The following is a 21,220-nucleotide window of genomic DNA, read 5'->3' as shown; positions in this document are numbered from 1 at the left end:
CCGGTCAGAGAGGCGTGGCGGCCTTCAGTACGAGGAAGAGCGTGACGGTCGCGTTCGCCGAGGACAGGGCGGAGCCGAGCGTTCCGGCAGCCGCCGCCCAGACCGCGAGCCCCACCGCCGTGAACATCGGTGGCAAGCGGACGGCCGAGGGCTCGGGCCCCAGCAGCGCGGCCACCCTGCGCGGGACCGGTCCCGGCCCCGGACCCGACGCGGCGAAACCGGCCAGGGTCGGCGTGGGGGTCGCCCGGGAGATCAGCGCGGCCTTGCCGATGGCGCGGGCCACGACCGTACGCTCGCCGGTGGCCTTGGCCGCCTCCTCGTCCGCCCAGCGTTCGGTGGTGTACGCGACCGCCGACCTGAGCGGCCGCAGCAGCGGATTGGCCCGTGCGGCGAGCCGTACCGCCAGCAGGAACCGGTGGTGCCGGCCGCTGAGATGCGCGTGCTCGTGCGCGATCAGGGCGCTGCGTTCCTGATCGTCCAGGCACGCGAGCATGGCCGTGGAGACCACGATCCGCCCCCGCGCGGCGACGCCGGAGCCGGCGAGGGGCCCTGTCCCCGCCCGGTGGCCGGGCAGGGCGTAGGCGTACGGCGCGTCGTCGGTCAGCACGGCGAGTTCACCGTCGGGCAGTCCGGCCAGCGCGCGGTGCGCGCTGCGGCGTACCCGCCGGTGGCGCCAGGCGGCGGCCACGCAGGCGACGGCGACCCCGGCGAGGGCGACGATGGCCGCCTTGCCCGCCACCTCGTCGTACGGGACCGCCTCCCTGACCTCCGGGTCCGACCAGCCGTCGGGCAGTGGATTGCCGGGCAGCTGCGCCGTACCGACCACCACCAGCAGCCCCAGACAGAGGGTGCTGCACAGCGCGAGGACACCGGCCAGCACCGACAGCAGCCGGGTGGCGACACGGGGATGGAGATGGACTTCGGCCAGGCGCGCGATCGGCAGTGCGGTCAGCGGCAGGACGAGCGGCAGAAAGACGAACATCCCCATTCCGTCAGGCCCCCGCCCCGTCCTCGGGTTCGTCCCCGAACTCGGGAACGGGGTCGGCGCCAGGGACAGCGCCGGGGCCGGGGCCGGCTTCGAGGGCGGGGCGCGCGTCAGGGCCGTCCTCCGGCAGGACGAGGAGGTCGCGCAGCAGCCGTTCGTCGTCCGGCGAGAGCGCGGTGACGAACCGTGCCAGTACGGCCTCGCGGTCCGATTCCCCGTCCAGTACCTTGCGCATCCGGAGGGCGGCGAGTCCCGCCTCGTCCGAGGCCGCGCGCCACTCGAAGGAGCGACCGGCGCGCTCCCGTGTCACCGCGCGCTTGGCCTGGAGCCGGGTCAGGATGGTCATCACCGTCGTGTACGCGAGTGTCCCGCCGATCCGGTCCTGCACCCAGGCCGCCGTGACCGGCCCCGGCGCCTGCCGCAGCGCGGCGAGTACCTGGGCCTCCAGCTCGCCCTGGCCGCGGCGGCGAGGACGCTCGTCCGGACTGCCGTGCACCCTCACGATGTCTCCCTCCTGCCGCGCCACCAGATCACGGGGCAGGTCGTACATGCTACTGAGCCCGGCGTGCCCCGCGCTCGTGTGAGGCATACTCCCGGACTCTTCTACAGTCCTGTAGATTTCGATTCGGGTCACAGGACGAGGGCGCGCGTCCTGTGTCCCGTTCTCGTCGTCCCGGAGCCGAGCCCGGTCGGAGCTCGAACCGGCGGGCCCGGACGGAGCCGGGCCCGGACCGGTCCGGGCTCAGGGGCGGCTGGGCGCCGCGTCGTTCGCTTCCGCGGCGGGCGGTTCGGCTATGGACGCTTCCGCTACGGACGGTTCGGCTATGGACGGTTCCGCTACGGACGAGGCGGACACCTCCGGAGAGGCCGAGGCGGCGGCAGCGGCCGGCGCGGGCGCGGCGGGCGCGGGCTTACGCGTGAGACGCCGGGCCAGAGGTTCCGTCCAGCGGGCCGCCAGCGGGCCGAGGATCACCAGGATGAGTACGTACGCGGTGGCCAGCGGCCCGATCCGCGGCTCCACCCCGACCGCCAGTCCGGCGATGACGATGGAGAACTCACCGCGCGCCACCAGCGTGCCGCCGGTGCGCCAGCGGCCGGCGGTCCGTACTCCGGCCCGCTTGGCCGCGTACCAGCCGGTGCCGATCTTCGTCAGGGTGGTGACGGTCGCCAGGATGAGGGCCGGTACGAGGACCGGCGGAATGGCGGCCGGGTCGGTGTTCAGACCGAAGAAGACGAAGAAGACGGCGGCGAACAGATCGCGCAGCGGGGCGAGCAGGTTGTGCGCGCCCTCGGCGACCTCGCCGGAGAGCGCGATACCGACGAGGAACGCGCCGACGGCGGCGGAGACCTGGAGCTCCTGGGCGACCCCGGCGACCAGGACCGTGAGACCGAGGACGACCAGGAGCAGCATCTCCGGGTTGTCGGAGGAGACCGCGCGGCTGATCAGCCGGCCGTGACGCAGCGCCAGATAGAGGACGGCGCCGACGGTGCCGAGCGAGATCAGCAGCGTGAGACTCCCGCCGGCGAGGCTGAGTCCGGCGAGCAGCGCCGTGAGAAGCGGCAGATAGACGGCCATGGCGAGGTCTTCTATGACCAGGACACCGAGGATCACGGGTGTTTCACGGTTGCCGAGCCGGCCGAGATCGCCGAGGACCTTGGCGATCACGCCGGAGGAGGAGATCCAGGTCACCCCGGCCAGGGCCACCGCGGCGACCGGCCCCCAGCCCAGGATCAGCGCGGCGGCGGCGCCCGGTACGGCGTTCAGTACGAAGTCGACGATGCCGGAGGGGTATTGGGTCTTGAGGTTGGAGACGAGTTCGGAGGCGCTGTACTCCAGCCCCAGCAGGAGCAGCAGCAGAATGACGCCGATCTCCGCGCCGGTGGCGACGAACTCCTCGCTCGCGTTGAGCGGAAGCAGCCCGCCCTGGCCGAAGGCGAGCCCGGCGAGCAGATAGAGCGGAATGGCGGAGAAGCCCACCCGGCCCGCGAGCCGGCCGAGTATCCCGAGGCCCAGGATGATGGCCCCGAGTTCAATGAGCAGTGCGGTGGTGTCGTGCACGGGCGCTTATCCTCCGGTGATCAGTTCGGCGACGGCGTCCACGCCTTCCCGGGTGCCGACGACGACGAGCGTGTCCCCCAGGGCGAAGCGGAAGTCCGGGGTGGGTGAGGGAAAGGCGTCGGTGCGGCGCAGGACGGCGACGATCGAGGCGCCGGTGCGGGTGCGCACCTGGGTGGCGCCGAGCGTCCGGCCCACGTACGGGGAGCGCTTGGTGAGCTGGATGTGCTCGGTGAGCAGATCGATTTCGAGGTGCTGGTGCAGATGCGCGACGGGATCGGGCGTCAGGAGCTTGGAGAGCGCGGTCGCCTCGTGCGGGGCGAGCGTCGCGGCGTCCCGGCAGTTGTCGTCGTCCTCGGGATCGTGGAAGGCGAGGATGCGCCGGCCGTCCTGGTGCACGACGACCGACAGATGCTTGCCCGCGTCCGTGCTGAGGTCGTAGCGGGTGCCGACCCCGGGCAGGGCGGTTTTGCTGACGTGAGCTGTGGGTTCCATAGGAACGCTCCATACGGGCGTGACGTGAGGGTGTGTGGGCACGGCGGCCCCGTGGGCGGGCTCACCTGGCGGCCGGGCGGGACAGTGCGCCGCCCACCACCGGACAGGGATTCCGCGTCATGCGCCGTGCGGAAGCACCGGCGCGGAGGGCGACGGTGCGGGACACTCCGATAAGGGCACCCGTGACGGGACTGACGCGGCGTCAGTCGACCCGGCGCGGCGTACAGGCAGGGGAGCGCGCATATGGAAACCGCCCCCTCAAGCCCCGCGTGACCGACCGTTCGCCCAGAATCACTGCCATGGGCACACCAACACTCAAGGCAGTGCCGGTCACCCGATCGCCATTTTAACGTAAAATAAAATGTGCTGATTGGGCCTTACGTGAGGAAAAGGGCGTTTCGTCCTGGAAAGGGCTATTCCGAAGTGCGGGCGATGCCCTGCCGGACGCGGCCCCGGTCGGGGTCGAAGAGGTGAGCGGCGACCCCGGCCAGCACGAGGCCGCCGGCGATGAGAAGTCCATGTCCGACGACGACGCCCAGAACGAATCCGCCGAGTGCGACGGCCAGCAGCAGCCAGGCGACGCCGTGCCGGTACTCACGTGGACGGCAGGGGGAGCCCTTCTCCAGGGCGCGCGCGAACCGGGGGTCGTCCTGGCGCAGCTGCGCGGCGAGATCGCCGAGTCGCCGGTCTTCGAAGGCTGCCACGAGTTCCCTCTCGTCGGGTCCTTCACACGATCACCCGCCGGGGCACCCGGCCGCCATCGGAGGCGGCACCCAAATCCGGGGGTGGCCGGCATGTAGACACGCGGGCGTGCGCCCCCCACGGAGGACGGGAGCGCGGGGCGGCGGTCGGACGGCTCTGCCCGGGCGGGCGATAGTGGGGGCGATAGTGGGGGATGTCTACTGCGAGGAGGCCCGCGTTCCGTGTCCCTGTTCTGGCGGATCTTTCTGCTCAACGCCGCGGTCCTGTTCGCGGCCACCGCCCTGCTGCTGCTCGGCCCCGTCACCGTTTCCGCCCCCGTGCTGCTCACCGAAGCGCTGATCATGGCCCTGGGGCTGGCGGCCATGCTCGTCGCCAACGCCGCGCTGCTGCGGATCGGACTCGCTCCGCTGCAACGGCTCACCCGGGCCATGACCACGACCGATCTGCTGCGTCCCGGGCGCAGGCCCGCGGTATCGGGGCACGGCGAGATCGCCGACCTGATCAGGACGTTCAACACCATGCTCGACCGGCTGGAGGCCGAACGCGCCGCCAGCAGCGGGCTCGCGCTCTCCGCCCAGGAGGCCGAACGACGCCGGATCGCCCAGGAGTTGCACGACGAGATCGGCCAGACCCTCACGGCGGTTCTGCTTGAGTTGAAGCGCGTCGCCGACCGGGCGCCCGCACCGCTGCGTGACGAACTGCGCCATGTGCAGGAGACGACCCGGGACAGTCTGGACGAGATCCGCCGGATCGCCCGCCGGCTCCGCCCCGGTGTGCTGGAGGAACTGGGTCTGATCAGCGCGCTCAAGGCACTGACCGGCGAGATCACCACGCACTCCGGCCTCTCCGTCCGATGCGGCTTCGACAGCGCACTGCCCCGGCTGGGCGAGGATGCCGAACTGGTCCTCTACCGGGTCGCGCAGGAAGGCCTCACCAATATCGTGCGCCACGCCGACGCGCGGCAGGTGGCTCTCACGCTCCGGCGCACCACCGGCGGCGTGGAGTTGCGCCTCAGGGACGACGGGCGCGGGATCGGTACGGCGACGGAAGGCGCGGGCATCCGCGGGATGCGCGAACGGGCCCTGCTCATCGGCGCCGAGTTGTCGGTGGGGCGGGGCCGCGCGCGGAGCGGTGGAACCGACGGCGGAACGGACGTACGGCTGCGCGTACCGATCAGCGGTGACAGCAGTGATAGCGACCAGAGCGGCGACAGCAGCCAGACCACCGAGAGCGAAGAGATCAAGGGGAGCGACTGACCATGCCCGAGGCGACCCAGACCCGCATCCTCCTGGCGGACGATCACGCCCTGGTCCGCCGGGGAGTCCGGCTGATCCTCGACAACGAACCGGATCTGACGGTCGTCGCCGAGGCGGGCGACGGCGCGGAAGCCATCGAGATGGCCCGTACACACCGGCCCGACCTGGCCATCCTGGATATCGCGATGCCCCGGCTGACCGGCCTCCAGGCGGCGCGCGAACTCGCCAGGCTCCAGCCGGAGACCCGCATTCTGATGCTGACCATGTACGACAACGAGCAGTATTTCTTCGAGGCGTTGAAGTCCGGGGCGAGCGGTTATGTCCTCAAGTCCGTAGCCGACCGCGACCTGGTGGAGGCGTGCCGGGCCGCGATGCGCGACGAACCGTTCCTCTATCCCGGGGCCGTGACCGCCCTGATCCGTAACTACCTCGACCGGGTACGACAGGGCGACAGCATCCCGGACAGCGCGATCACGCCCCGCGAGGAGGAGATCCTCAAGCTGGTGGCCGAGGGGCACACCTCCAAGGAGATCGCCGGGATCCTGGTCATCAGCGCCAAGACCGTCGAACGCCATCGCGCCAACCTCCTCCAGAAACTCGGCCTGCGGGACCGCCTGGAGCTCACGCGCTATGCGATCCGAGCCGGCCTGATCGAGCCGTAGGCACGCGTCAGGGGCACCGCGGGCACGCGGCGGGAGTCCGCGCGCTCCGTGCTGGGCAGAGACTGGGTGGCGCCCGCACGAACCCGCGTACGGATTCGGCGCCCAGGACACCGCACCAACCCAAGCGGAACGAGGCGAGGCATGAACCCGGGCAACAGCTGGGAGTTCACTGACGACCGCGGCCATCTCACCGTGGCACGAAGCCACCCGACACGGGTGGTGGCCTACATACAGGCGGGCGCGACCCTCTGGGACCACGGTCTGCGTCCACTGGGAATCTTCGGATCCCACCATGACGGGGACACCCCCGACCCGGCGAAGGCGGGCGAGCTGCCCCTCGCCGAACTGCGCTCCTTCGGCGCCGGCGGCGCCCTGGATCTGGACGCCCTGTTCGCGGCCGGTCCGGATCTTGTCGTCGCCGTCAGCTACGGCGGCGGGCAGGTCTACGGCATCGACCCCGAGGCGGCCAAGCATCTGGAGGAGCAGGTGCCCGTCGTCGTCCTCGATGTGGGGAAGGACCGTTCGCTCGACGGGATCAGGGACCGGTTCACCGCGCTGGCCCGCTCGCTGCGTACGCCGCTCCGGCCCGCGGAGGCGGACCTGAAGCGGGCGGAGGCCAGGCTGCGCGCGTCGGCGGGGCGCCCCGGTGCGCCCCGGGTGCTGGCTCTCTCGGCGGCGGGACCGGAAACGGCGTATCTGGCCCGGCCGCTGACCTGGCCCGATCTACGGGCCGTCAGCGAACTGGGGGTGGCGCTGATCGAGCCCGAGGAGGGCGGCGGGGCCAACTGGCGTACGGTCGAGTGGGCCGAGGCGGCCACGTCGGCACCGGACATCGTGCTCGCTGACGTACGCGCGAACGCGGCGCCGCGCGATCAGCTCCGGGGCAACGCGCACTGGCGTGCCATCGAGGAGCGGGCGCGGATCGTGCCGTGGAACCCCGAAGCGCCGGTCAGTCACCGCGCGCATGCCCGGTTCCTCCACACCGTCGCCGACGCCGTGGACGCTGTCGGCGCCGCGGACGGGGTATAGGCGCGGGGTCGGTGTAGGCGCGGGGTCGGTGTAGGCGCGGGGTCGGTGTAGGCGCGCTGTCGGTGGCGTGTCGGAGCCGACTGCCAGCGTTGCCCGTATGACAGACAACGCACCTCAGCCAGGCGGCGGCGCCGCACCACGGGCGCTGCCGCTACGGACCGTCGAAGTGACCGGGGTCCGGCGGATCTCGCCGCACATGGCACGCGTCACCTTCGGCGGCCCCTCCCTCGGCGACTTCACGCTGGACGGGCCCGATCAACAGGTGAAGCTGTATTTCCCGAGGCCGGGGCAGCGCGTCCCACGGCTGCCGGAGGCCGGAACGGACGGCGATGTGATGCGGTGGTACGGCGCGTTCCAGGCGATTCCCGAGGAGGAGCGGCCCTGGACGCGCAGCTATACCGTCCGGTCGCACGATCCGCTGCGCGCCACGATCGACATCGATTTCGTGCTCCACGGCGACGGCCCCCGAGAGGCGAACGCCGGCCCCGCGACCGCGTGGGCGCGGAAGGCCGCGCCCGGTGACGTACTCGGCATGTTCGGACCGTCCGCGTACTTCGCCACACCCGTGCCGCTGGGGACCACCGACTGGCTGCTGCTGGCGGGCGACGAGACGGCCCTGCCCGCGATCGGCACCCTCGTCGAGGCCCTGCCGGAAGGCGCCCGTGCGGTGGCCTTTGTCGAGGTGGTGGACGCGGCGGAGGAGCAGCGGTTCGAGACGGCGGGCGAGGTGACGGTGCACTGGCTGCACCGCGGCGGGGCGCCCGCCGGGCGCGGTGGCCCACTGGTGGCGGCGGTGCGCGCCGCCGAATTCCCCGCGGGCTCGGTCCTCGCCTGGCTGGGCGGTGAGGCGGGCGCGGTCCGTGCGCTGCGGCGCCATCTCGTCGCGGAGCGGGGGCTCGACAAGCGGTCGGTGCACTTCTCCGGCTACTGGCGGCTCGACCTCACCCAGGACGACGCTCCGACGGAGGAGGATCTGGCGGAGGCGCGCGAACGCCTCTCGGACGCGGCTGATCTCGGACGCGACTGATCTGACGTAGCGTCAGATGAGGGCGGCGGCCTCCCTCACCGGGAGGCCGGCGCCCTCGGCGCGGGCGCGGGCGCAGGTCCGTTCGTCTAGCGCCGCGCGTACGGCCGCTTCGGCCCTGGCAAGGAGCTCCCTGTCGGGGACGGACGGGAGGGTCCCGAGCCGGAGACTCTCGGGCAGGGCGATGTGACGGGCGTACGCGCCGAGCAGTCGCGCCGCGTCCTCGGCGGCCCCCAGCCGGGCCTTGACCCAGGCCGCGCAGGGAAACTGATGGAGAATCAGGTGCGGGGTGACCAGATAGGCCAGGCTGTCCAGCAGTCGTACGGCCTGGGCGGTCCGCTCCCGCGCCCGCTCGAACTCCCCGTCCAGACAGTCTAGCCAGCCGTGCGTGCCCGCGACCACACCACCGAGGAAGGGCTGTTCGGCGAGGCCTGCGCCCTCACCCGCCGTGCCCGCCACCGGGGCTCTCTCCTCCAAGGCCCGTAGCTGCGCACGTGCCTGATCCGTCCGTCCGGTGCGTCCGAGGCGCCGGGCGAGCAGCAGCCGGGCCGTGCCCTCGGCGTACCCGGCCGCCTCGGCGGCCTCCTCGACCGCCTCGATCAGCAGCCGTTCGGCGTTCCGCTCGGCGGTCGGATCCCCGGCAGTCTCCAGGCGTACGGACGCCAGCCGGGCCTTGAACAGGGGCACTTGGGCATACGCGCCGATCGGCGCACAGCTCTCCATGGCGCGTTCGAAGTCGGTGGCCGCTTCCTCGTACCGTCCCTGGTACTCGTACAACTCACCACGGGCCCCGAGGGACTGGGCGATTCCGTGGAGATCCCCCGACCGCTCGAAGCAGGCCAGCGCCTCGTCCGCGTCACGCGCCGCTCCGGCCGGTCCGTCGGGGCGGCCGCCCACCAACTGCGCCCTGAGCATCAGCGCCAGCCCGAGGTCCCAGCCGCTCCCCCGCTCCCGGCAGGCCCGAACCTGTGCGTCCAGGGCCGCGTCGATCCCGGGGAAGTCCCCCACCATCAGCTTGGCGATGAACCACATGGTTCCCGGCTGACGGCAGATCTGTGGCAGTCCGGGGCGATACGCCGCCACGATCGCCCGCAGCCGTGTCGGCGTACCGGGCCAGGTCGGTTCTGAGGCATCCCGCTGGCCGCTGCTCGCCAGCACGAGCAGCCGCGCTCCGCGCCGCGCCTCCCACAGCCGCTCCTCCGGCCAGGGCGGCGCGTGCGCCGTGCACGGCTCGGTCAGGGGTACGGCGGGCCGTACCGGCGCGCGGAAAGGATCGGGGCCGAGCGCGGCGGCGGCGGTGGACCAGGCACTGGCCTCGGGCCGGTGGTCGCGCAGCTGCCAGAACCAGCCCATCGAGAGCACCAGACAGAGCGCCTCCTGCTCCTCCTTGTGGTCGACGGCGGTGCGCAGCGCGGCCCGCAGATTGTCGTGCTCCCGCTCGAACCGGCGCAGCACGCGCGCCTGGCGCGGACCGCGCAACTCCGGGTCGCCGGTGCGGGCCAGCTCCCGGTAGGCGGCCAGATGACGGCGCTCGACGGCCGCCCGCTCCCCCGACGCGTCCAGCCGCTCGGCCGCGTACTCACCGACGGTCTCCAGCAGCCGGTAACGCATACCGTCCACGCCCCCGGGGTCGGCGACGACGAGCGACTTGTCGACCAGGGAGGCGAGCAGTCCCAGCGTGTACCCGTCCTCGGCGCTCTCCGCGCACACGGCCTCCGCCTCCGTGGGTGCGCAGCCGCCGGAGAAGACCGACAGACGGCGCAGTACGGCCCGTTCGCCCTCGGTGAGCAGTTCCCAGGACCAGTCGACGACGGCCCGCAGGGTCCGCTGTCTCGGCAGTACGGTCCGGGCCCCGCTGCCGGCGCCGAGCAGCCGGAAGCGGTCGTTCAGCCGGTCCGCGAGCTGTCGCGGCTCGAACGCGCGCAGCCGCGCGGCGGCCAGTTCGATGGCGAGCGGCAGCCCGTCGAGCCGGTGGCAGATCTCGGCGCACGCGACCGGATCGTCGGCGGTACGGAATCCGGGCCTGGCGGCGGCGCCGCGTTCGGCGAGCAGTTGGAGCGCCATGTTCCGCGGCAGGGGTCCGACGGTATGTACGGACTCGCCCGGCACGCCGAGCGGTTCGCGGCTGGTGGCCAGCACGCTCACTCCGGGGCAGCCGGTGAGCAGCGTCTCCGCCAGTCCCGCGGCGGCGTCGATCACATGCTCGCAGTTGTCGAGCACGATCAGCAGCCGACGCTGTCCGCAGTACTCGGCGAGCCGGGTCAGCGGGTCGCGGGGCGTGCCGTCCCCGGCGGCCGGGCCCCGTACCCCGGTTTCGCGGGCGCCGAGCGCGGTGAGCACCGTCTCGGCCACGGCGGCGGGGTCACGTACGGGCGCCAGCTCGGCTTTCCACACGCCGTCCGGCCATGTCCCGGCGGCCGCGCGGGCGGCTTCGAGGGCGAGCCGGGTCTTTCCGGCGCCGCCGGGGCCGGTCAGCGTGATCAGCCGCGTGGCCGGCAGTCCGGCGGCGAGCGCGGCGAGCTCAGGCTCACGGCCGACGAAGGAGGTGAGAGGGGCCCGGAGGTTGCCGGGGACGGCCCGGCCGGGCGAAGCGGGTAGGGCGGCGGGCCGTGGCGCCGGGGCCGCCGGGGCGGTGGGCCCGGGCTCGTCATCGGCCAGCAGCGCGGCGTGCAGGGCGCGCAGCTCACCGCCGGGTCCGGTGCCCAGGCGCTCGGCGAGCCGGGTGCGTACCTCCTCGTACGCCTGAAGGGCCTCGGCCGGTCTGCCGGCCGCGCGCAGGGCCCGGATACGCAGCGCGTGAAGCGGCTCGTCGAGCGGCTGCCCGGCGGCGAGGGCGGCGAGAGGGGCCAGGGCCCGTTCCGGCCTGCCCCGCGCGACGTCGGCGGCCAGCCGGGCGCGGCGCGCCTCGGTGTGCCGCTGTTCGGCGCGTACGGCCCGCGGGTCGGTGTCCCGGCCGGGGAGGTCCGCGAGCGCGGGCCCGTCCCAGAGCGCCAGGGCCTCGTCCAGCACCGTGGCCGCCTGTCGGGGATCGCCCGCGCCGAGGGCCGCGCTGCCCTCGGCGGCGAGCCGTTCGAAGCGGAAGAGGTCGATGTCGTCACGGTCCGCGTTCAGCCGGTAGCCGCCGGGCGCCGAGGCCACGGTCGCGCTCCCGAGGGCCCGCCGTACCCGCCCCACCAGGGCCTGGAGCGCGGCGACCTCATCGGCGGGCGCGTGCGTGTCCTCGCCCCAGATCTGGTTCGCCAGCTGTCCGGTGCCCACGGCCCGGCCCCCGGCGGCGGCGAGCGCGCAGAGCAGCGCCCGCAGCCGCGCCCCGCTGAGGGGCACCTCGGTCCCGTCCTGGCGAACGGCCCGGGTGGTGCCGAGCACGCGATAGCGGTAGGTCACGGGACCATTGTCCCCGCAGCCCGGGCCGGGGGACGCCGCCCTCGGACCCCGTCCGCCGAGGCCCGCACCACGGGGGCCAGGACATCCCGGAAGTCGGAGCGTTCGTCAGCGGCAGCCCGGCTCATCCACGGCCAGCTGTCCGGCCTGGCCACCGCCGCCCGCTCCTCCAACAGTGCGTCGCCGCGCGCACGGTAGGCGGCGTCCCCGCAGGAGGAGAACGCGCCCAGCATGAGCCCGGCCGGCTCATCGGCAGGCCACCGGGCGACGTGCCCCACCAGGTGATCGGCCGTCAGCCGGTACTGCCGGTGTGTATGAAGGAACACCCCGTACACCGGACTCGCCTGCCGCTCACCGGCGGCCGGCGCGTCCCGGTGCGCGATCACCAGCTGCTCCTTCAGCACGGCGTCACCCGGGCCTGGTCGCGCTCAGCCCCGGCCGCCGTCCGGCTGGAACTCGCACCAGACCGCCTTGCCGTCCCCGCGCGGCTCGACCCCCCAGCGCGCGGCCACCGCGTCCACCAGCAGCAGCCCTCTTCCTGAGGTGGCCGCCTCGCCGGGCTCCCGGCGGCGGGGCCAGACACTGGAGCGGTCCTTGACCCACAGGCGTATACGGCGCACCGGCTCCGGCAGGACCTCCAGGGTGAGTACGGCGCCGCCCTCGGTGTGGAGCAACACATTCACCAGCAGCTCGCCCGCGGCCAGCTCCACATCGTCGATGAGCTCGGCCAGCCCCCAGTCCGCCAGCGCCCGGCGCAGCACGGCACGGCTCTCGACCAGGCCCTCCGGGTCGGCCTGGTGGACGTACAGGTGGATACGGGGCGCCTGGTCGGTGCCGGGATCGGGGCGGCGGCGCAGCACGAGCAGCGCGATGTCGTCGCCCGTCCCCCAGCGCTCCCACAGCCGCTCCGAGAGGTGGTCGGCCAGCGTGCTCGCCCGCCCGGGGCCGGTCCGTACCATCTCGGCGAGCGCGTCCATCCCGACCGAGATGTCGCTGCCGGGATCCTCGACCAGCCCGTCGGTGCACAGCACCAGGGTCTCGCCCGGTACGAGGTCGAGTCGGGTCTCCGGGTAGTCCTCCTGTCCGAAGGCCGTGGCGATCCCCAGTGGCAGTCCGCCGCGCAGGTGGGGCCAGCCGATTCTGCCGTCGTTGTGCCGGACGAGCGGGCCGAGATGGCCGGCCCGTACGGCGCGTATCCCGCCGGTGGCCAGGTCCACCTGGGCGTATACGCAGGTCGCGAAGCGCTCCGTGTCGAGTTCGGCGAGAAAGCGCGAGGCGCGTGCCAGGACGGTCGCGGGCGCGTGGCCCTCGCCCGCGAAGGCGCGCAGGGCGATACGGAGCTGGCCCATGATGGCGGCGGCGTGTGTGTCGTGCCCCTGGACGTCACCGATGACGACGCCGACCCGGCCTCCGGGCAGGGTGATGACGTCGTACCAGTCGCCCCCCACCTCTCTGCCGCTCCAGGCCGCGTGATAGCGGACCGCGATCTCGGCGCCGGGGAACTCCGGGATGTCCCGGGGCAGCATGGACGCCTGGAGGCCGGTCGCGAACTCGCGCTCCTGGTCGAAGAGGATGGCGCGCTGGAGCGACTGGGCCACGATGCCCGCGAGGCCCATCAGCATGTCGCGGTCCTCGGTCGAGAAGTGCGTACGCCGCCGGTAGAAGAGCGCCAGACAGCCGATGGAGCGGGACTGGGCGACCAGCGGCAGGAAGGCCGCGGCGTTGGCACCGAGCCCCCGGACGTACGGCCGCAGGCGGGGGAAGCGGTCGATCACCAGATCGCGCAGTGAGCTGACGAACCGCGGCCGCTGGTTCAGGACCGCCTCGGCGAGCGGCAGGGAGCCGTCGAGGCGGTGGAGGCGCAGGTCGTCAAGCACCTCGATGGATTCGCCGGCCAGCGCGATGAGCTTCAGGGCGCCGCCCTCCACCAGGCCGAGCGCGAGTCCGTCGGCGCCGAAGTTCTCAAGACCGCCGGCGCCCGTCAGCGCGGCGGCGACATCGTCCACGGTGATCGCCCGGGAGAGGGCGTCCGTGGTGCTGTGGACCATGCCGGTCATGCCCGTGCGGCCCGTTTCCGCCGGGTTGACCACGGTGAATTCGGAGAGGTCCGCGGTGGCGTTCCGTACGATGCCGACAACGCGGTACGGGCGGCCCCTCTCGTCGCGCAGGATGCGGCCCCTCGTATGGGTCCACTGCCGCGATCCGGAGCGGCGCGTCAGCTGGAAGAACGAGCCGTACGAGGTCCGGCCGCTCCGGATCGCCGCGTCCACCACGGCTTGGAGGCGCCGGCCCTCCTCGCGGGGTATGCGTGAGCTCAGGGTCTCGGCGCCGTCGTACTCGTCGGGGCGCAGATCGAACACAGCGAGGCCCGCCGCATCGAGCTCGACGGCCCCGCTTTCGAGGTCCCAGTCGAAGCTGCCCATGCGGTTCAGTGCGAGTCTCTCGTCCGCACCGATCACCGGCCGGTTCCGGTCCCGATCGCGTCCTGCCATGCGCCCGCTCCGGAGGTGGGCTGGGAGCCCGGTCAGCGGGCCGGGCTCCTGAGTTTCGTGGCACTCGAACGCATGTAGCGTAACTTTCCCGGCAAAATGTCGCATTGTTAACCAGATAAAGAGTGTCGTTGACCAGATCGAGAGTGTCGTCCGACCCCCCTCTCGACCGGGCCCCCTCTCGGACCTCCGGAGTCCCACCGCCACACACCTGGACAGGGCGACAGCCGCGTGCTGTGATGCCAACTCCCGCTGTTTTCAACGTTGTACTGCTCGGCACTGACATGGATGGGAGTCCCTGATCATGCTCGACCGACGACGTTTTCTGCACACCGGCGCCCTCGCGATCGGCGGCGGGGTCCTCCTCGGCCCCTTCGCGCCCTCCGCCTCCGGCGTAGCTCCGGCACCGGGCGGCTGGTACGCGCCGAACGCCGCGCCGCTCGCCCCCACCGCCTTCCAGAAGCTCCCCCTCGGCAGCGTCACGGCCCGCGGCTGGCTCTCGGGGCAGCTGCGCCTTCTCCTCGACGGTCTCTTCGGCCGTTACGCCGAGATCTCCCACTTCCTGCGGTTCGAGGAATCCGGCTGGGTCCACCCGGAGAAGGACGGCTGGGAGGAGGTCACCTACTGGCTGCGCGGCTACGTCAGCCTCGCCGCGCTCACCGGCGACCGGGACGCGCTCACCACAAGCCGCCGCTGGATCGACGCGATCCTCGCCACTCAGCGGCCCGACGGTTTCTTCGGCCCCACCCGGCTGCGTACCGCGCTCAACGGCGGCCCCGACTTCTGGCCCTATCTGCCGCTGCTCCAGGCGCTGCGCTCGCACGAGGAGTTCACCGGCGACGAGCGGATCACGCCGTTCATCGTGCGTTTTCTCCGCTATATGAACGCGCAGGGCCCCGGGGCGTTCAACTCCAGCTGGGTGTCGAAACGCTGGGGCGACGGACTCGACGTCGCCATGTGGGTCTACAACCGCACCCGCGAGCCCTTCCTTCTCGACCTGGCCGACACCATGCATACACACGGCGCGAACTGGGTCGACCACTTCCCCGATCTGCACAATGTCAATATCGCGCAGGGTTTCCGCGAGCCCGCGCAGTACGCCCTGCGCTCGGGGTCCGCCGAGCTCGCTCGCTCCACCTACCGCAACTACGCCACCGTCATGGGCACTTACGGCCAGTTCCCGGGGGGCGGATTCGCGGGGGACGAGAACGCCAGGCCCGGCTTCGGGGACCCCCGGCAGGGCTTCGAGACCTGCGGAATCGTGGAGTTCATGGCCAGCCACGAACTGCTCACCCGGATCACCGGCGACCCGGTGTGGGCCGACCGCTGCGAGGAGCTGGCCTTCAATATGCTCCCGGCCGCCACGGACCCCTGGGGCCGGGGCGTGCACTACATCACCTCCGCCAACAGCGTCGATCTGGACAACTCCCGTAAGACCCAGGGGCAGTTCCAGAACGGCTTCGCGATGCAGTCGTACCAGCCCGGCGTCGTCCCGTACCGCCGCTGTCCGCACAACTACGGCATGGGCTGGCCCTATTTCACCGAGGAGTTGTGGCTCGCGACCCCCGATCGCGGGCTGGCCGCGGCGATGTACGCGGCGAGCCGCGTCCGCGCGAAGGTCGCCGACGGTACGGAGATCACCGTCACCGAGGACACCGACTACCCCTTCAAGGAGATGGTCACCCTCACCGTCACCACCCCGCGCCGTCTCCGTTTCCCGCTCTATCTGCGGATTCCCGGCTGGTGCGAACAACCCGAACTCTCCGTCAACGGACGGCGGACAGCCGCCACGTCGGGCCCGGCTTTCGTCAAGGTCGACCGCACCTGGAGTGACGGTGACCGGGTGACCCTGCGACTGCCGCAGCGCACCACCGTGCGCCGCTGGGACGACAACCACGGCGCCGTCAGCGTCGACCACGGCCCGCTGACCTACTCCCTGCGGATCGGTGAGCGGTACGAGCGCTACGCGGGGACGGTCGACTTCCCCGAACTCGCCGTGCGCGCGAGCGGACCGTGGAACTACGGCCTCGCCACCGACCGGCCCGCGGATCCGCCGGCAGATCTGCGGTTCTCCGCCGACAGCGGCCCGCTGTCCGGCGATCCGTTCACCCAGGAGGGGACACCGGTACGGATCACCGCCCCCGCCCGCCGCATCACCGAGTGGATCGCGGACGACCAGCGGGTCGTCGCTCCCCTTCAGGACAGCCCGGCCCGCAGCGCTTCGGCGGTGGAGCTGGTCACACTGATCCCGATGGGCGCGGCCAGGCTCCGTGTCACCGCTTTCCCGACCGCGCACCCCGATGGCCGTCCCTGGACACCGGAGCCGGCCTTCCACCGCGTCCAGAACAAGCACAGCGGGAAGGTGCTTGCCGTGGACGGAATGTCGCTGGCCGACAGCGCCCGGGTGGTGCAGTTCGACAATTCCGGTACGGCGGACCATGCCTGGCAGCTGACCGACGCGGGCGGTGGCTGGTCCCTGATCCGGAACGGGAACAGCGGCAAGGTGCTCGGCGTCGACGGCATGTCCACCGCCGACAGCGCACCGGTGGTGCAGTTCGCCGACAACGGGACCGACGACCATCTCTGGCAGCTGCTGGACAGCGGCGACGGCTGGTACCGCATCCGCAACAAGCACAGCGGGAAGGTACTGGGCGTCGACGGGATGTCGACCGCCAACAGCGCCCAGGTGGTCCAGTTCGCCGACAACGGCACGGATGACCATCTGTGGAGACTGCTCTGACCTCGGGATAGCAACGCTACGCCCAGGTTGATAGCATCCTTTCCATGAGCACACGGACGCGCATTCTGGAGGCAGCCGCCGATCTTGTGGCGAAGTCGCCGAACGGCGATATCTCCACGCGCGCGGTCTGTGAAGCCGCCCAGGTCGGCGCTCCGGTGCTCTATCGGCAGTTCGGCGACAAGGAGGGGCTTCTCTCCGCCGTCGTCGACCACGGCTTCGACGCCTACCTGGCGACCAAGCACCTTCATCGGCCGGGAGCCGACCCGATCCAGGATCTGCGTGACGGCTGGGACACCCATGTCGCGTTCGCGCTGGCGAATCCCAACCTGTACCGGCTGATGAACTCCCCACTGATGCGCAAGCCGCCGGCTTCCGCCCTGGAGGCCCATCAGATCCTCACCCGCGATCTCGAACGGGCCGCGGCCCAGGGCAAGCTGCGGATCTCCCCCGAACTCGCCGCTCAGATGGTCATGTCGGCCAATGTCGGCGTAGCGCTGATGCTGGTCGCCCGCCCCGCCACCTTCACGGACCCCGATATGTCACGGCGGGTCCGCGACGCGGTGCACGCCGCCGTGTTCACGCCGGAGGCGATGTACGGGGAGGCCTCGGCCGAGGACGCGACCACGGCCCCCGCCGGCACCCCGGCCGCCGCGACCCGTCTGGGAGCACTGATCCGGCAGTCGCCGCCCGCGGCCCTGACCTCCGCCGAGGCCGCGCTGCTGAGCGAGTGGCTGGAGCGCGTGTCGAACGCACCGGACACCGCGGACGCACCCCCGTCGTCAGATCTTGAAACGACGCCCACCCGAGACGCGACATAAATGCCCACAACGGCCGCGCCCCGGCGGTGAATTCTTGTCCACCGCGGAACGAGTCCTGCGGGTTCGGGCGCAACTCTTGACGTGTACGAAACACGGGAGAAGCATCTCCGGTACTCAGAGAGCGCTCTCCAAGCTCTCTCCCGCTGTGCCTTCCGCATTGCCCAACACTCAGGAGACCTGCCCATGCACGCTCCTCCGCTCGCTTCGCCGGTGTTCCGCAGACCCTCGCCCGCGCGTCGGCGCCCCGCGCGCCGGCGCGGGCTGGCCGCCTCCCTCGCGGCCACCCTGATCGCCTCCCTGTTACTCCTCATCCCCGGCACCTCCGCCCAGGCCGCGCCCACCCTGCTCTCCCAGGGCAAGCCCGTGACCGCCTCCAGCCAGGAGAACGCCGGCACCCCCGCCACCGGGGCCGTCGACGGCGACAACGGGACCCGCTGGTCGAGTGCCGCGTCCGATCCGCAGTGGATCCAGGTCGACCTCGGCGCCACCTCCGCCATCAGTCAGATCGTCCTGCGCTGGGAGACCGCGTACGCCACGGGGTACCGGATCGAGTTCTCCGCCAACGGCACGAGCTGGACCACCGCGTACTCCACCACGACCGGGCCCGGCGGCACGGAAACGCTCAATGTCTCGGGCAACGCCCGCTATGTACGGGTGTACGGCACCGCCCGCGCCACCCAATGGGGCTACTCGCTCTGGGAGTTCCAGGTCTTCGGCGGCACCTCGGGCGGCGGGGACCCGCTCCCCGGCGGTGGTGATCTGGGGCCGAACGTGCTGGTCTTCGATCCGTCGACGCCGAACATCCAGGGCAGGCTGGACGAGATCTTCCGGCAGCAGGAGTCGGCGCAGTTCGGCTCGGGCCGCTACCAGCTGCTGTTCAAGCCCGGCACGTACAACAACATCAACGCGCAGCTCGGCTTCTACACCTCGATCTCCGGACTCGGGCTCTCGCCCGACGACACCACCTTCAACGGTGATGTGACCGTGGACGCCGGCTGGTTCAACGGCAACGCCACCCAGAACTTCTGGCGCTCCGCCGAGAACCTGGCCCTCAACCCCGTCAGCGGCACCAACCGGTGGGCCGTCGCCCAGGCAGCCCCCTTCCGCCGAATGCACGTCAAGGGCGGCCTCAACCTCGCACCCAACGGATACGGCTGGGCCAGCGGCGGCTACATCGCCGACAGCCGCGTCGACGGCACCGTCGGCCCCTACTCCCAGCAGCAGTGGTACACCCGCGACAGCTCCGTCGGCGGCTGGACCAACGCCGTCTGGAACATGACCTTCTCCGGCGTCGAAGGCGCCCCCGCCCAGAGCTTCCCCAACCCGCCCTACACCACCCTCAACAACACCCCCGTCTCACGCGAAAAGCCCTTCCTCTACCTCGACGGCAACGCGTACAAGGTGTTCGTCCCCGCCAAGCGCACCAACGCGCGCGGCACCACCTGGGGCAATGGCGCGCCGCAGGGCCAGTCCCTGCCGCTCGACCAGTTCTATGTCGTCAAGCCGGGCGCGACGGCCGCGACGATCAATCAGGCGCTGGCCCAGGGGCTCAACCTGCTGTTCACGCCCGGCATTTACCACGTCGACCAGCCGATCAACGTGAACCGCGCCAACACCGTCGTGCTGGGGCTCGGGCTCGCCACGATCGTCCCCGACAACGGGGTGACCGCCATGAAGGTCGCCGATGTGGACGGGGTGAAGCTGGCCGGCTTCCTGATCGACGCCGGTCCGGTCAACTCTCCGACCCTGCTGGAGGTCGGCCCCCAGGGCGCGAGCGCGGACCACTCCGCCAATCCGACCACGGTCCAGGACGTGTTCATCAGGATCGGCGGCGCCGGTCCCGGCAAGGCCACCACCAGCATGGTGATCAACAGCGATGACACGATCATCGACCACACCTGGGTCTGGCGCGCCGACCACGGCGCCGGCGTCGGCTGGGAGACCAACCGCGCGGATTACGGTATCCGGGTCAACGGTGACGATGTGCTGGCCACGGGGCTCTTCGTCGAACACTTCAACAAGTACGACGTGGAGTGGTACGGCGAGAACGGCAGAACGATCTTCTTCCAGAACGAGAAGGCCTACGACGCCCCCAACCAGGCCGCCATCCAGAACGGCGCCATCAAGGGCTACGCCGCCTACAAGGTCGCGGACACCGTCAACAACCACGAGGGCTGGGGTCTGGGCAGCTACTGCAACTACACCTCGGACTCGACCATCCAGCAGGATCACGGCTTCCAGGCGCCGGTCAAACCGGGAGTGAGGTTCCACGATCTCCTGGTCGTCTCCCTCGGCGGCATGGGCCAGTACAACCATGTGATCAACAGCGTCGGATCACCCACCTCGGGCACCTCGACGGTTCCGTCGACGGTGACCTCGTTCCCGTAGAACGCCCCGCCCCGTAGAGCGCCCCGCCCCGTAGAAGGTCCCGCGGCGAGTTCCGCGGCGGGTCCCGCGGCGGGGATACGTACGAGGGCGTACGCGTGAAGGGGCCCGGCCTCGCGCCGAGGCCGGGCCCCGCCCCTCCCCCGCCGTACGCCCCGTCAGCAGTACCACCCGTCAGCCGTGCGGCTCCGTCAACGCCTTCCGCGCAGTCTGCCCAGCAGCTGACGCGCCTGCGCGCGCTTCCTCGGATCAGCGGAGGCGCGGCGTATCTGTTCCGTCACGCGGCGCCCCTGCGGACTGCCGGCGAACCGCTTGATGCGCTCAATCATTCCGGGCATGTCGTCTCCATGTCGTCGGCCGCGGTCCGGGAACCGGGACGGGCGGGTTTTCTCGCGCCTACCCCCTGACGGACCATCGACGCCCCATTTCCGTCCTCGCGTGCGCTCCGTTACACGACCGCCGGACCCGCACCGTGTACTGACCGGACGCGGCACCCTCGTCCGGCGCAATCATTCATACGATCGGCCCGGCGGGACACTCCGTAAAGCTGCGGCCTCTCGTGACGCGTCCGATGATGCGCCGCGGGCACCGCCGCCCTCGGGCCTGGCGCCGCACGTCAGTGTCGAAGACGTGAGCCAACCCCGCACAGACGACCGATGTCCGGAATGCAACGTTATGTATCAGTGCCCAGACTGACGGCATGTCGGGCAAACAGAGCGCGGGCCTCCTCGTGTACCGGGTCACGGACACCGGTGCAGAGGTGCTTCTCGGGCACATGGGCGGGCCGTTCTGGTCCGGCCGCGATGCCGCCGCCTGGTCGATCCCCAAAGGTGAGCACGGACCGGACGAGCGGCCGGTGGACGCCGCGCGCCGGGAGTTCCAGGAGGAACTGGGCCTGCCACCGCCCGACGGACCGTGGATCCCGCTCGGCGAGACCCGGCAGCGGAGTGGCAAGACGGTCACGGTCTGGGCCGTAGAGGGGGATCTCGACCCCGCCCTCGCCGTGCCAGGCACTTTCACCATGGAGTGGCCGAGAGGATCGGGTGTCCTGCGCGAATTCCCCGAGCTGGACCGTGTCGCCTGGTTCTCCCTGGAGAACGCCGTGGAGCCACTGGTGACGGGGCAGCGGGTCTTCCTCGACCGGCTGAGCGAGTGCATAGGTGACGGCCGCAGGCCGTCCCCGCCCCGCCGCTGACCC

Annotated in this window: 17 protein-coding genes; 8 read left to right on the top strand and 9 right to left on the bottom strand. The window is 71.6% G+C overall.

Going from position 1 to position 21,220, the window contains the following annotated elements:
- Positions 1 to 4 precede the first annotated feature (4 nt).
- The 5 genes from ACFRMN_RS04965 to ACFRMN_RS04945 form a co-directional block, all read right to left on the bottom strand.
- Positions 5 to 988, bottom strand: coding sequence for a M56 family metallopeptidase (locus ACFRMN_RS04965; RefSeq protein ID WP_383013321.1), 984 nt, complete (start codon positions 986 to 988; stop codon positions 5 to 7).
- Positions 989 to 992: 4 nt separating this feature from the next.
- On the bottom strand, positions 993 to 1,535 hold the full coding sequence (locus tag ACFRMN_RS04960; RefSeq protein ID WP_383013318.1) for a BlaI/MecI/CopY family transcriptional regulator: 543 nt from the start codon (positions 1,533 to 1,535) through the stop codon (positions 993 to 995).
- A 192-nt stretch (positions 1,536 to 1,727) separates the two neighbouring features.
- Positions 1,728 to 3,044, bottom strand: a complete 1,317-nt coding sequence (locus ACFRMN_RS04955) for a cation:proton antiporter (RefSeq protein ID WP_383013315.1) — start codon at positions 3,042 to 3,044, stop codon at positions 1,728 to 1,730.
- Positions 3,045 to 3,050: 6 nt separating this feature from the next.
- Positions 3,051 to 3,536, bottom strand: a complete 486-nt coding sequence (locus ACFRMN_RS04950; RefSeq protein WP_383013312.1) for a cation:proton antiporter regulatory subunit — start codon at positions 3,534 to 3,536, stop codon at positions 3,051 to 3,053.
- A 413-nt stretch (positions 3,537 to 3,949) separates the two neighbouring features.
- Entirely contained in the window at positions 3,950 to 4,240 is a 291-nt protein-coding gene (locus tag ACFRMN_RS04945; protein ID WP_383013309.1) for a DUF3040 domain-containing protein, read from the bottom strand.
- Between the two features lie 219 nt (positions 4,241 to 4,459).
- On the opposite strand from ACFRMN_RS04945, the gene ACFRMN_RS04940 reads away from it, so the two are divergent.
- The 4 genes from ACFRMN_RS04940 (at position 4,460) to ACFRMN_RS04925 (ending at position 8,212) form a co-directional block, all read left to right on the top strand.
- A complete protein-coding gene (locus tag ACFRMN_RS04940; RefSeq protein WP_383013306.1) occupies positions 4,460 to 5,494 on the top strand; it encodes a HAMP domain-containing sensor histidine kinase in 1,035 nt (344 codons plus the stop codon).
- A 2-nt stretch (positions 5,495 to 5,496) separates the two neighbouring features.
- Positions 5,497 to 6,156, top strand: coding sequence for a response regulator (locus ACFRMN_RS04935; RefSeq protein ID WP_383013303.1), 660 nt, complete (start codon positions 5,497 to 5,499; stop codon positions 6,154 to 6,156).
- A 141-nt stretch (positions 6,157 to 6,297) separates the two neighbouring features.
- Complete coding sequence (locus ACFRMN_RS04930) at positions 6,298 to 7,185, top strand: ABC transporter substrate-binding protein (protein ID WP_383013300.1); 888 nt, start codon at positions 6,298 to 6,300, stop codon at positions 7,183 to 7,185.
- A 97-nt stretch (positions 7,186 to 7,282) separates the two neighbouring features.
- Entirely contained in the window at positions 7,283 to 8,212 is a 930-nt protein-coding gene (locus ACFRMN_RS04925) for a siderophore-interacting protein (RefSeq protein ID WP_383013297.1), read from the top strand.
- Positions 8,213 to 8,224: 12 nt separating this feature from the next.
- Here the strand turns inward: ACFRMN_RS04925 and ACFRMN_RS04920 are convergent, their stop codons facing one another.
- Genes ACFRMN_RS04920 through ACFRMN_RS04910 form a run of 3 tightly spaced genes read right to left on the bottom strand, consistent with a single transcriptional unit; the run spans position 8,225 to position 14,082 of the window.
- Positions 8,225 to 11,593 (bottom strand): BTAD domain-containing putative transcriptional regulator, encoded by a 3,369-nt coding sequence (locus ACFRMN_RS04920; RefSeq protein ID WP_383013294.1) that lies wholly within the window; start codon positions 11,591 to 11,593, stop codon positions 8,225 to 8,227.
- Positions 11,590 to 11,994: a hypothetical protein gene (locus tag ACFRMN_RS04915; protein ID WP_383013291.1), complete on the bottom strand. Its 405-nt coding sequence runs from the start codon at positions 11,992 to 11,994 to the stop codon at positions 11,590 to 11,592. The genes ACFRMN_RS04920 and ACFRMN_RS04915 overlap by 4 nt, the downstream gene beginning before the upstream one ends.
- A 24-nt stretch (positions 11,995 to 12,018) precedes the next feature.
- Positions 12,019 to 14,082 (bottom strand): SpoIIE family protein phosphatase, encoded by a 2,064-nt coding sequence (locus ACFRMN_RS04910; RefSeq protein ID WP_383013288.1) that lies wholly within the window; start codon positions 14,080 to 14,082, stop codon positions 12,019 to 12,021.
- Positions 14,083 to 14,383: 301 nt separating this feature from the next.
- On the opposite strand from ACFRMN_RS04910, the gene ACFRMN_RS04905 reads away from it, so the two are divergent.
- The 3 genes from ACFRMN_RS04905 (at position 14,384) to ACFRMN_RS04895 (ending at position 20,025) form a co-directional block, all read left to right on the top strand.
- Complete coding sequence (locus tag ACFRMN_RS04905; RefSeq protein WP_383013285.1) at positions 14,384 to 16,819, top strand: RICIN domain-containing protein; 2,436 nt, start codon at positions 14,384 to 14,386, stop codon at positions 16,817 to 16,819.
- A gap of 44 nt (positions 16,820 to 16,863) precedes the next feature.
- Complete coding sequence (locus tag ACFRMN_RS04900) at positions 16,864 to 17,637, top strand: TetR/AcrR family transcriptional regulator (protein WP_383013282.1); 774 nt, start codon at positions 16,864 to 16,866, stop codon at positions 17,635 to 17,637.
- A 183-nt stretch (positions 17,638 to 17,820) separates the two neighbouring features.
- Entirely contained in the window at positions 17,821 to 20,025 is a 2,205-nt protein-coding gene (locus ACFRMN_RS04895; protein ID WP_383013279.1) for a discoidin domain-containing protein, read from the top strand.
- Positions 20,026 to 20,213: 188 nt separating this feature from the next.
- On the opposite strand, the gene ACFRMN_RS04890 is transcribed toward ACFRMN_RS04895, so the two are convergent.
- Positions 20,214 to 20,360 carry a hypothetical protein gene (locus ACFRMN_RS04890; RefSeq protein WP_383013276.1) on the bottom strand — a complete coding sequence of 49 codons (147 nt, stop codon included), beginning with the start codon at positions 20,358 to 20,360 and terminating at the stop codon, positions 20,214 to 20,216.
- A 362-nt stretch (positions 20,361 to 20,722) separates the two neighbouring features.
- On the opposite strand from ACFRMN_RS04890, the gene ACFRMN_RS04885 reads away from it, so the two are divergent.
- Positions 20,723 to 21,217: an NUDIX domain-containing protein gene (locus ACFRMN_RS04885; protein WP_383013273.1), complete on the top strand. Its 495-nt coding sequence runs from the start codon at positions 20,723 to 20,725 to the stop codon at positions 21,215 to 21,217.
- The last annotated feature ends 3 nt before the right edge of the window (positions 21,218 to 21,220 follow it).

Source organism: Streptomyces sp. NPDC056835 (assembly GCF_042789485.1).
In the GTDB taxonomy this organism is placed as follows: domain Bacteria; phylum Actinomycetota; class Actinomycetes; order Streptomycetales; family Streptomycetaceae; genus Streptomyces.
This window is presented reverse-complemented; position numbering and strand designations above follow the sequence as displayed.

Coding starts and splice junctions, on each gene's coding strand:
- ACFRMN_RS04935 (WP_383013303.1), top strand. CDS start 5,497: ATGCCCGAGGCGACCCAGACCCGCATCCTCCTGGCGGACGATCACGCC.
- ACFRMN_RS04930 (WP_383013300.1), top strand. CDS start 6,298: ATGAACCCGGGCAACAGCTGGGAGTTCACTGACGACCGCGGCCATCTC.
- ACFRMN_RS04905 (WP_383013285.1), top strand. CDS start 14,384: ATGCTCGACCGACGACGTTTTCTGCACACCGGCGCCCTCGCGATCGGC.
- ACFRMN_RS04925 (WP_383013297.1), top strand. CDS start 7,283: ATGACAGACAACGCACCTCAGCCAGGCGGCGGCGCCGCACCACGGGCG.
- ACFRMN_RS04890 (WP_383013276.1), bottom strand. CDS start 20,360: ATGCCCGGAATGATTGAGCGCATCAAGCGGTTCGCCGGCAGTCCGCAG.
- ACFRMN_RS04885 (WP_383013273.1), top strand. CDS start 20,723: ATGTCGGGCAAACAGAGCGCGGGCCTCCTCGTGTACCGGGTCACGGAC.
- ACFRMN_RS04960 (WP_383013318.1), bottom strand. CDS start 1,535: ATGTACGACCTGCCCCGTGATCTGGTGGCGCGGCAGGAGGGAGACATC.
- ACFRMN_RS04950 (WP_383013312.1), bottom strand. CDS start 3,536: ATGGAACCCACAGCTCACGTCAGCAAAACCGCCCTGCCCGGGGTCGGC.
- ACFRMN_RS04895 (WP_383013279.1), top strand. CDS start 17,821: ATGCACGCTCCTCCGCTCGCTTCGCCGGTGTTCCGCAGACCCTCGCCC.
- ACFRMN_RS04965 (WP_383013321.1), bottom strand. CDS start 988: ATGGGGATGTTCGTCTTTCTGCCGCTCGTCCTGCCGCTGACCGCACTG.
- ACFRMN_RS04910 (WP_383013288.1), bottom strand. CDS start 14,082: ATGGCAGGACGCGATCGGGACCGGAACCGGCCGGTGATCGGTGCGGAC.
- ACFRMN_RS04900 (WP_383013282.1), top strand. CDS start 16,864: ATGAGCACACGGACGCGCATTCTGGAGGCAGCCGCCGATCTTGTGGCG.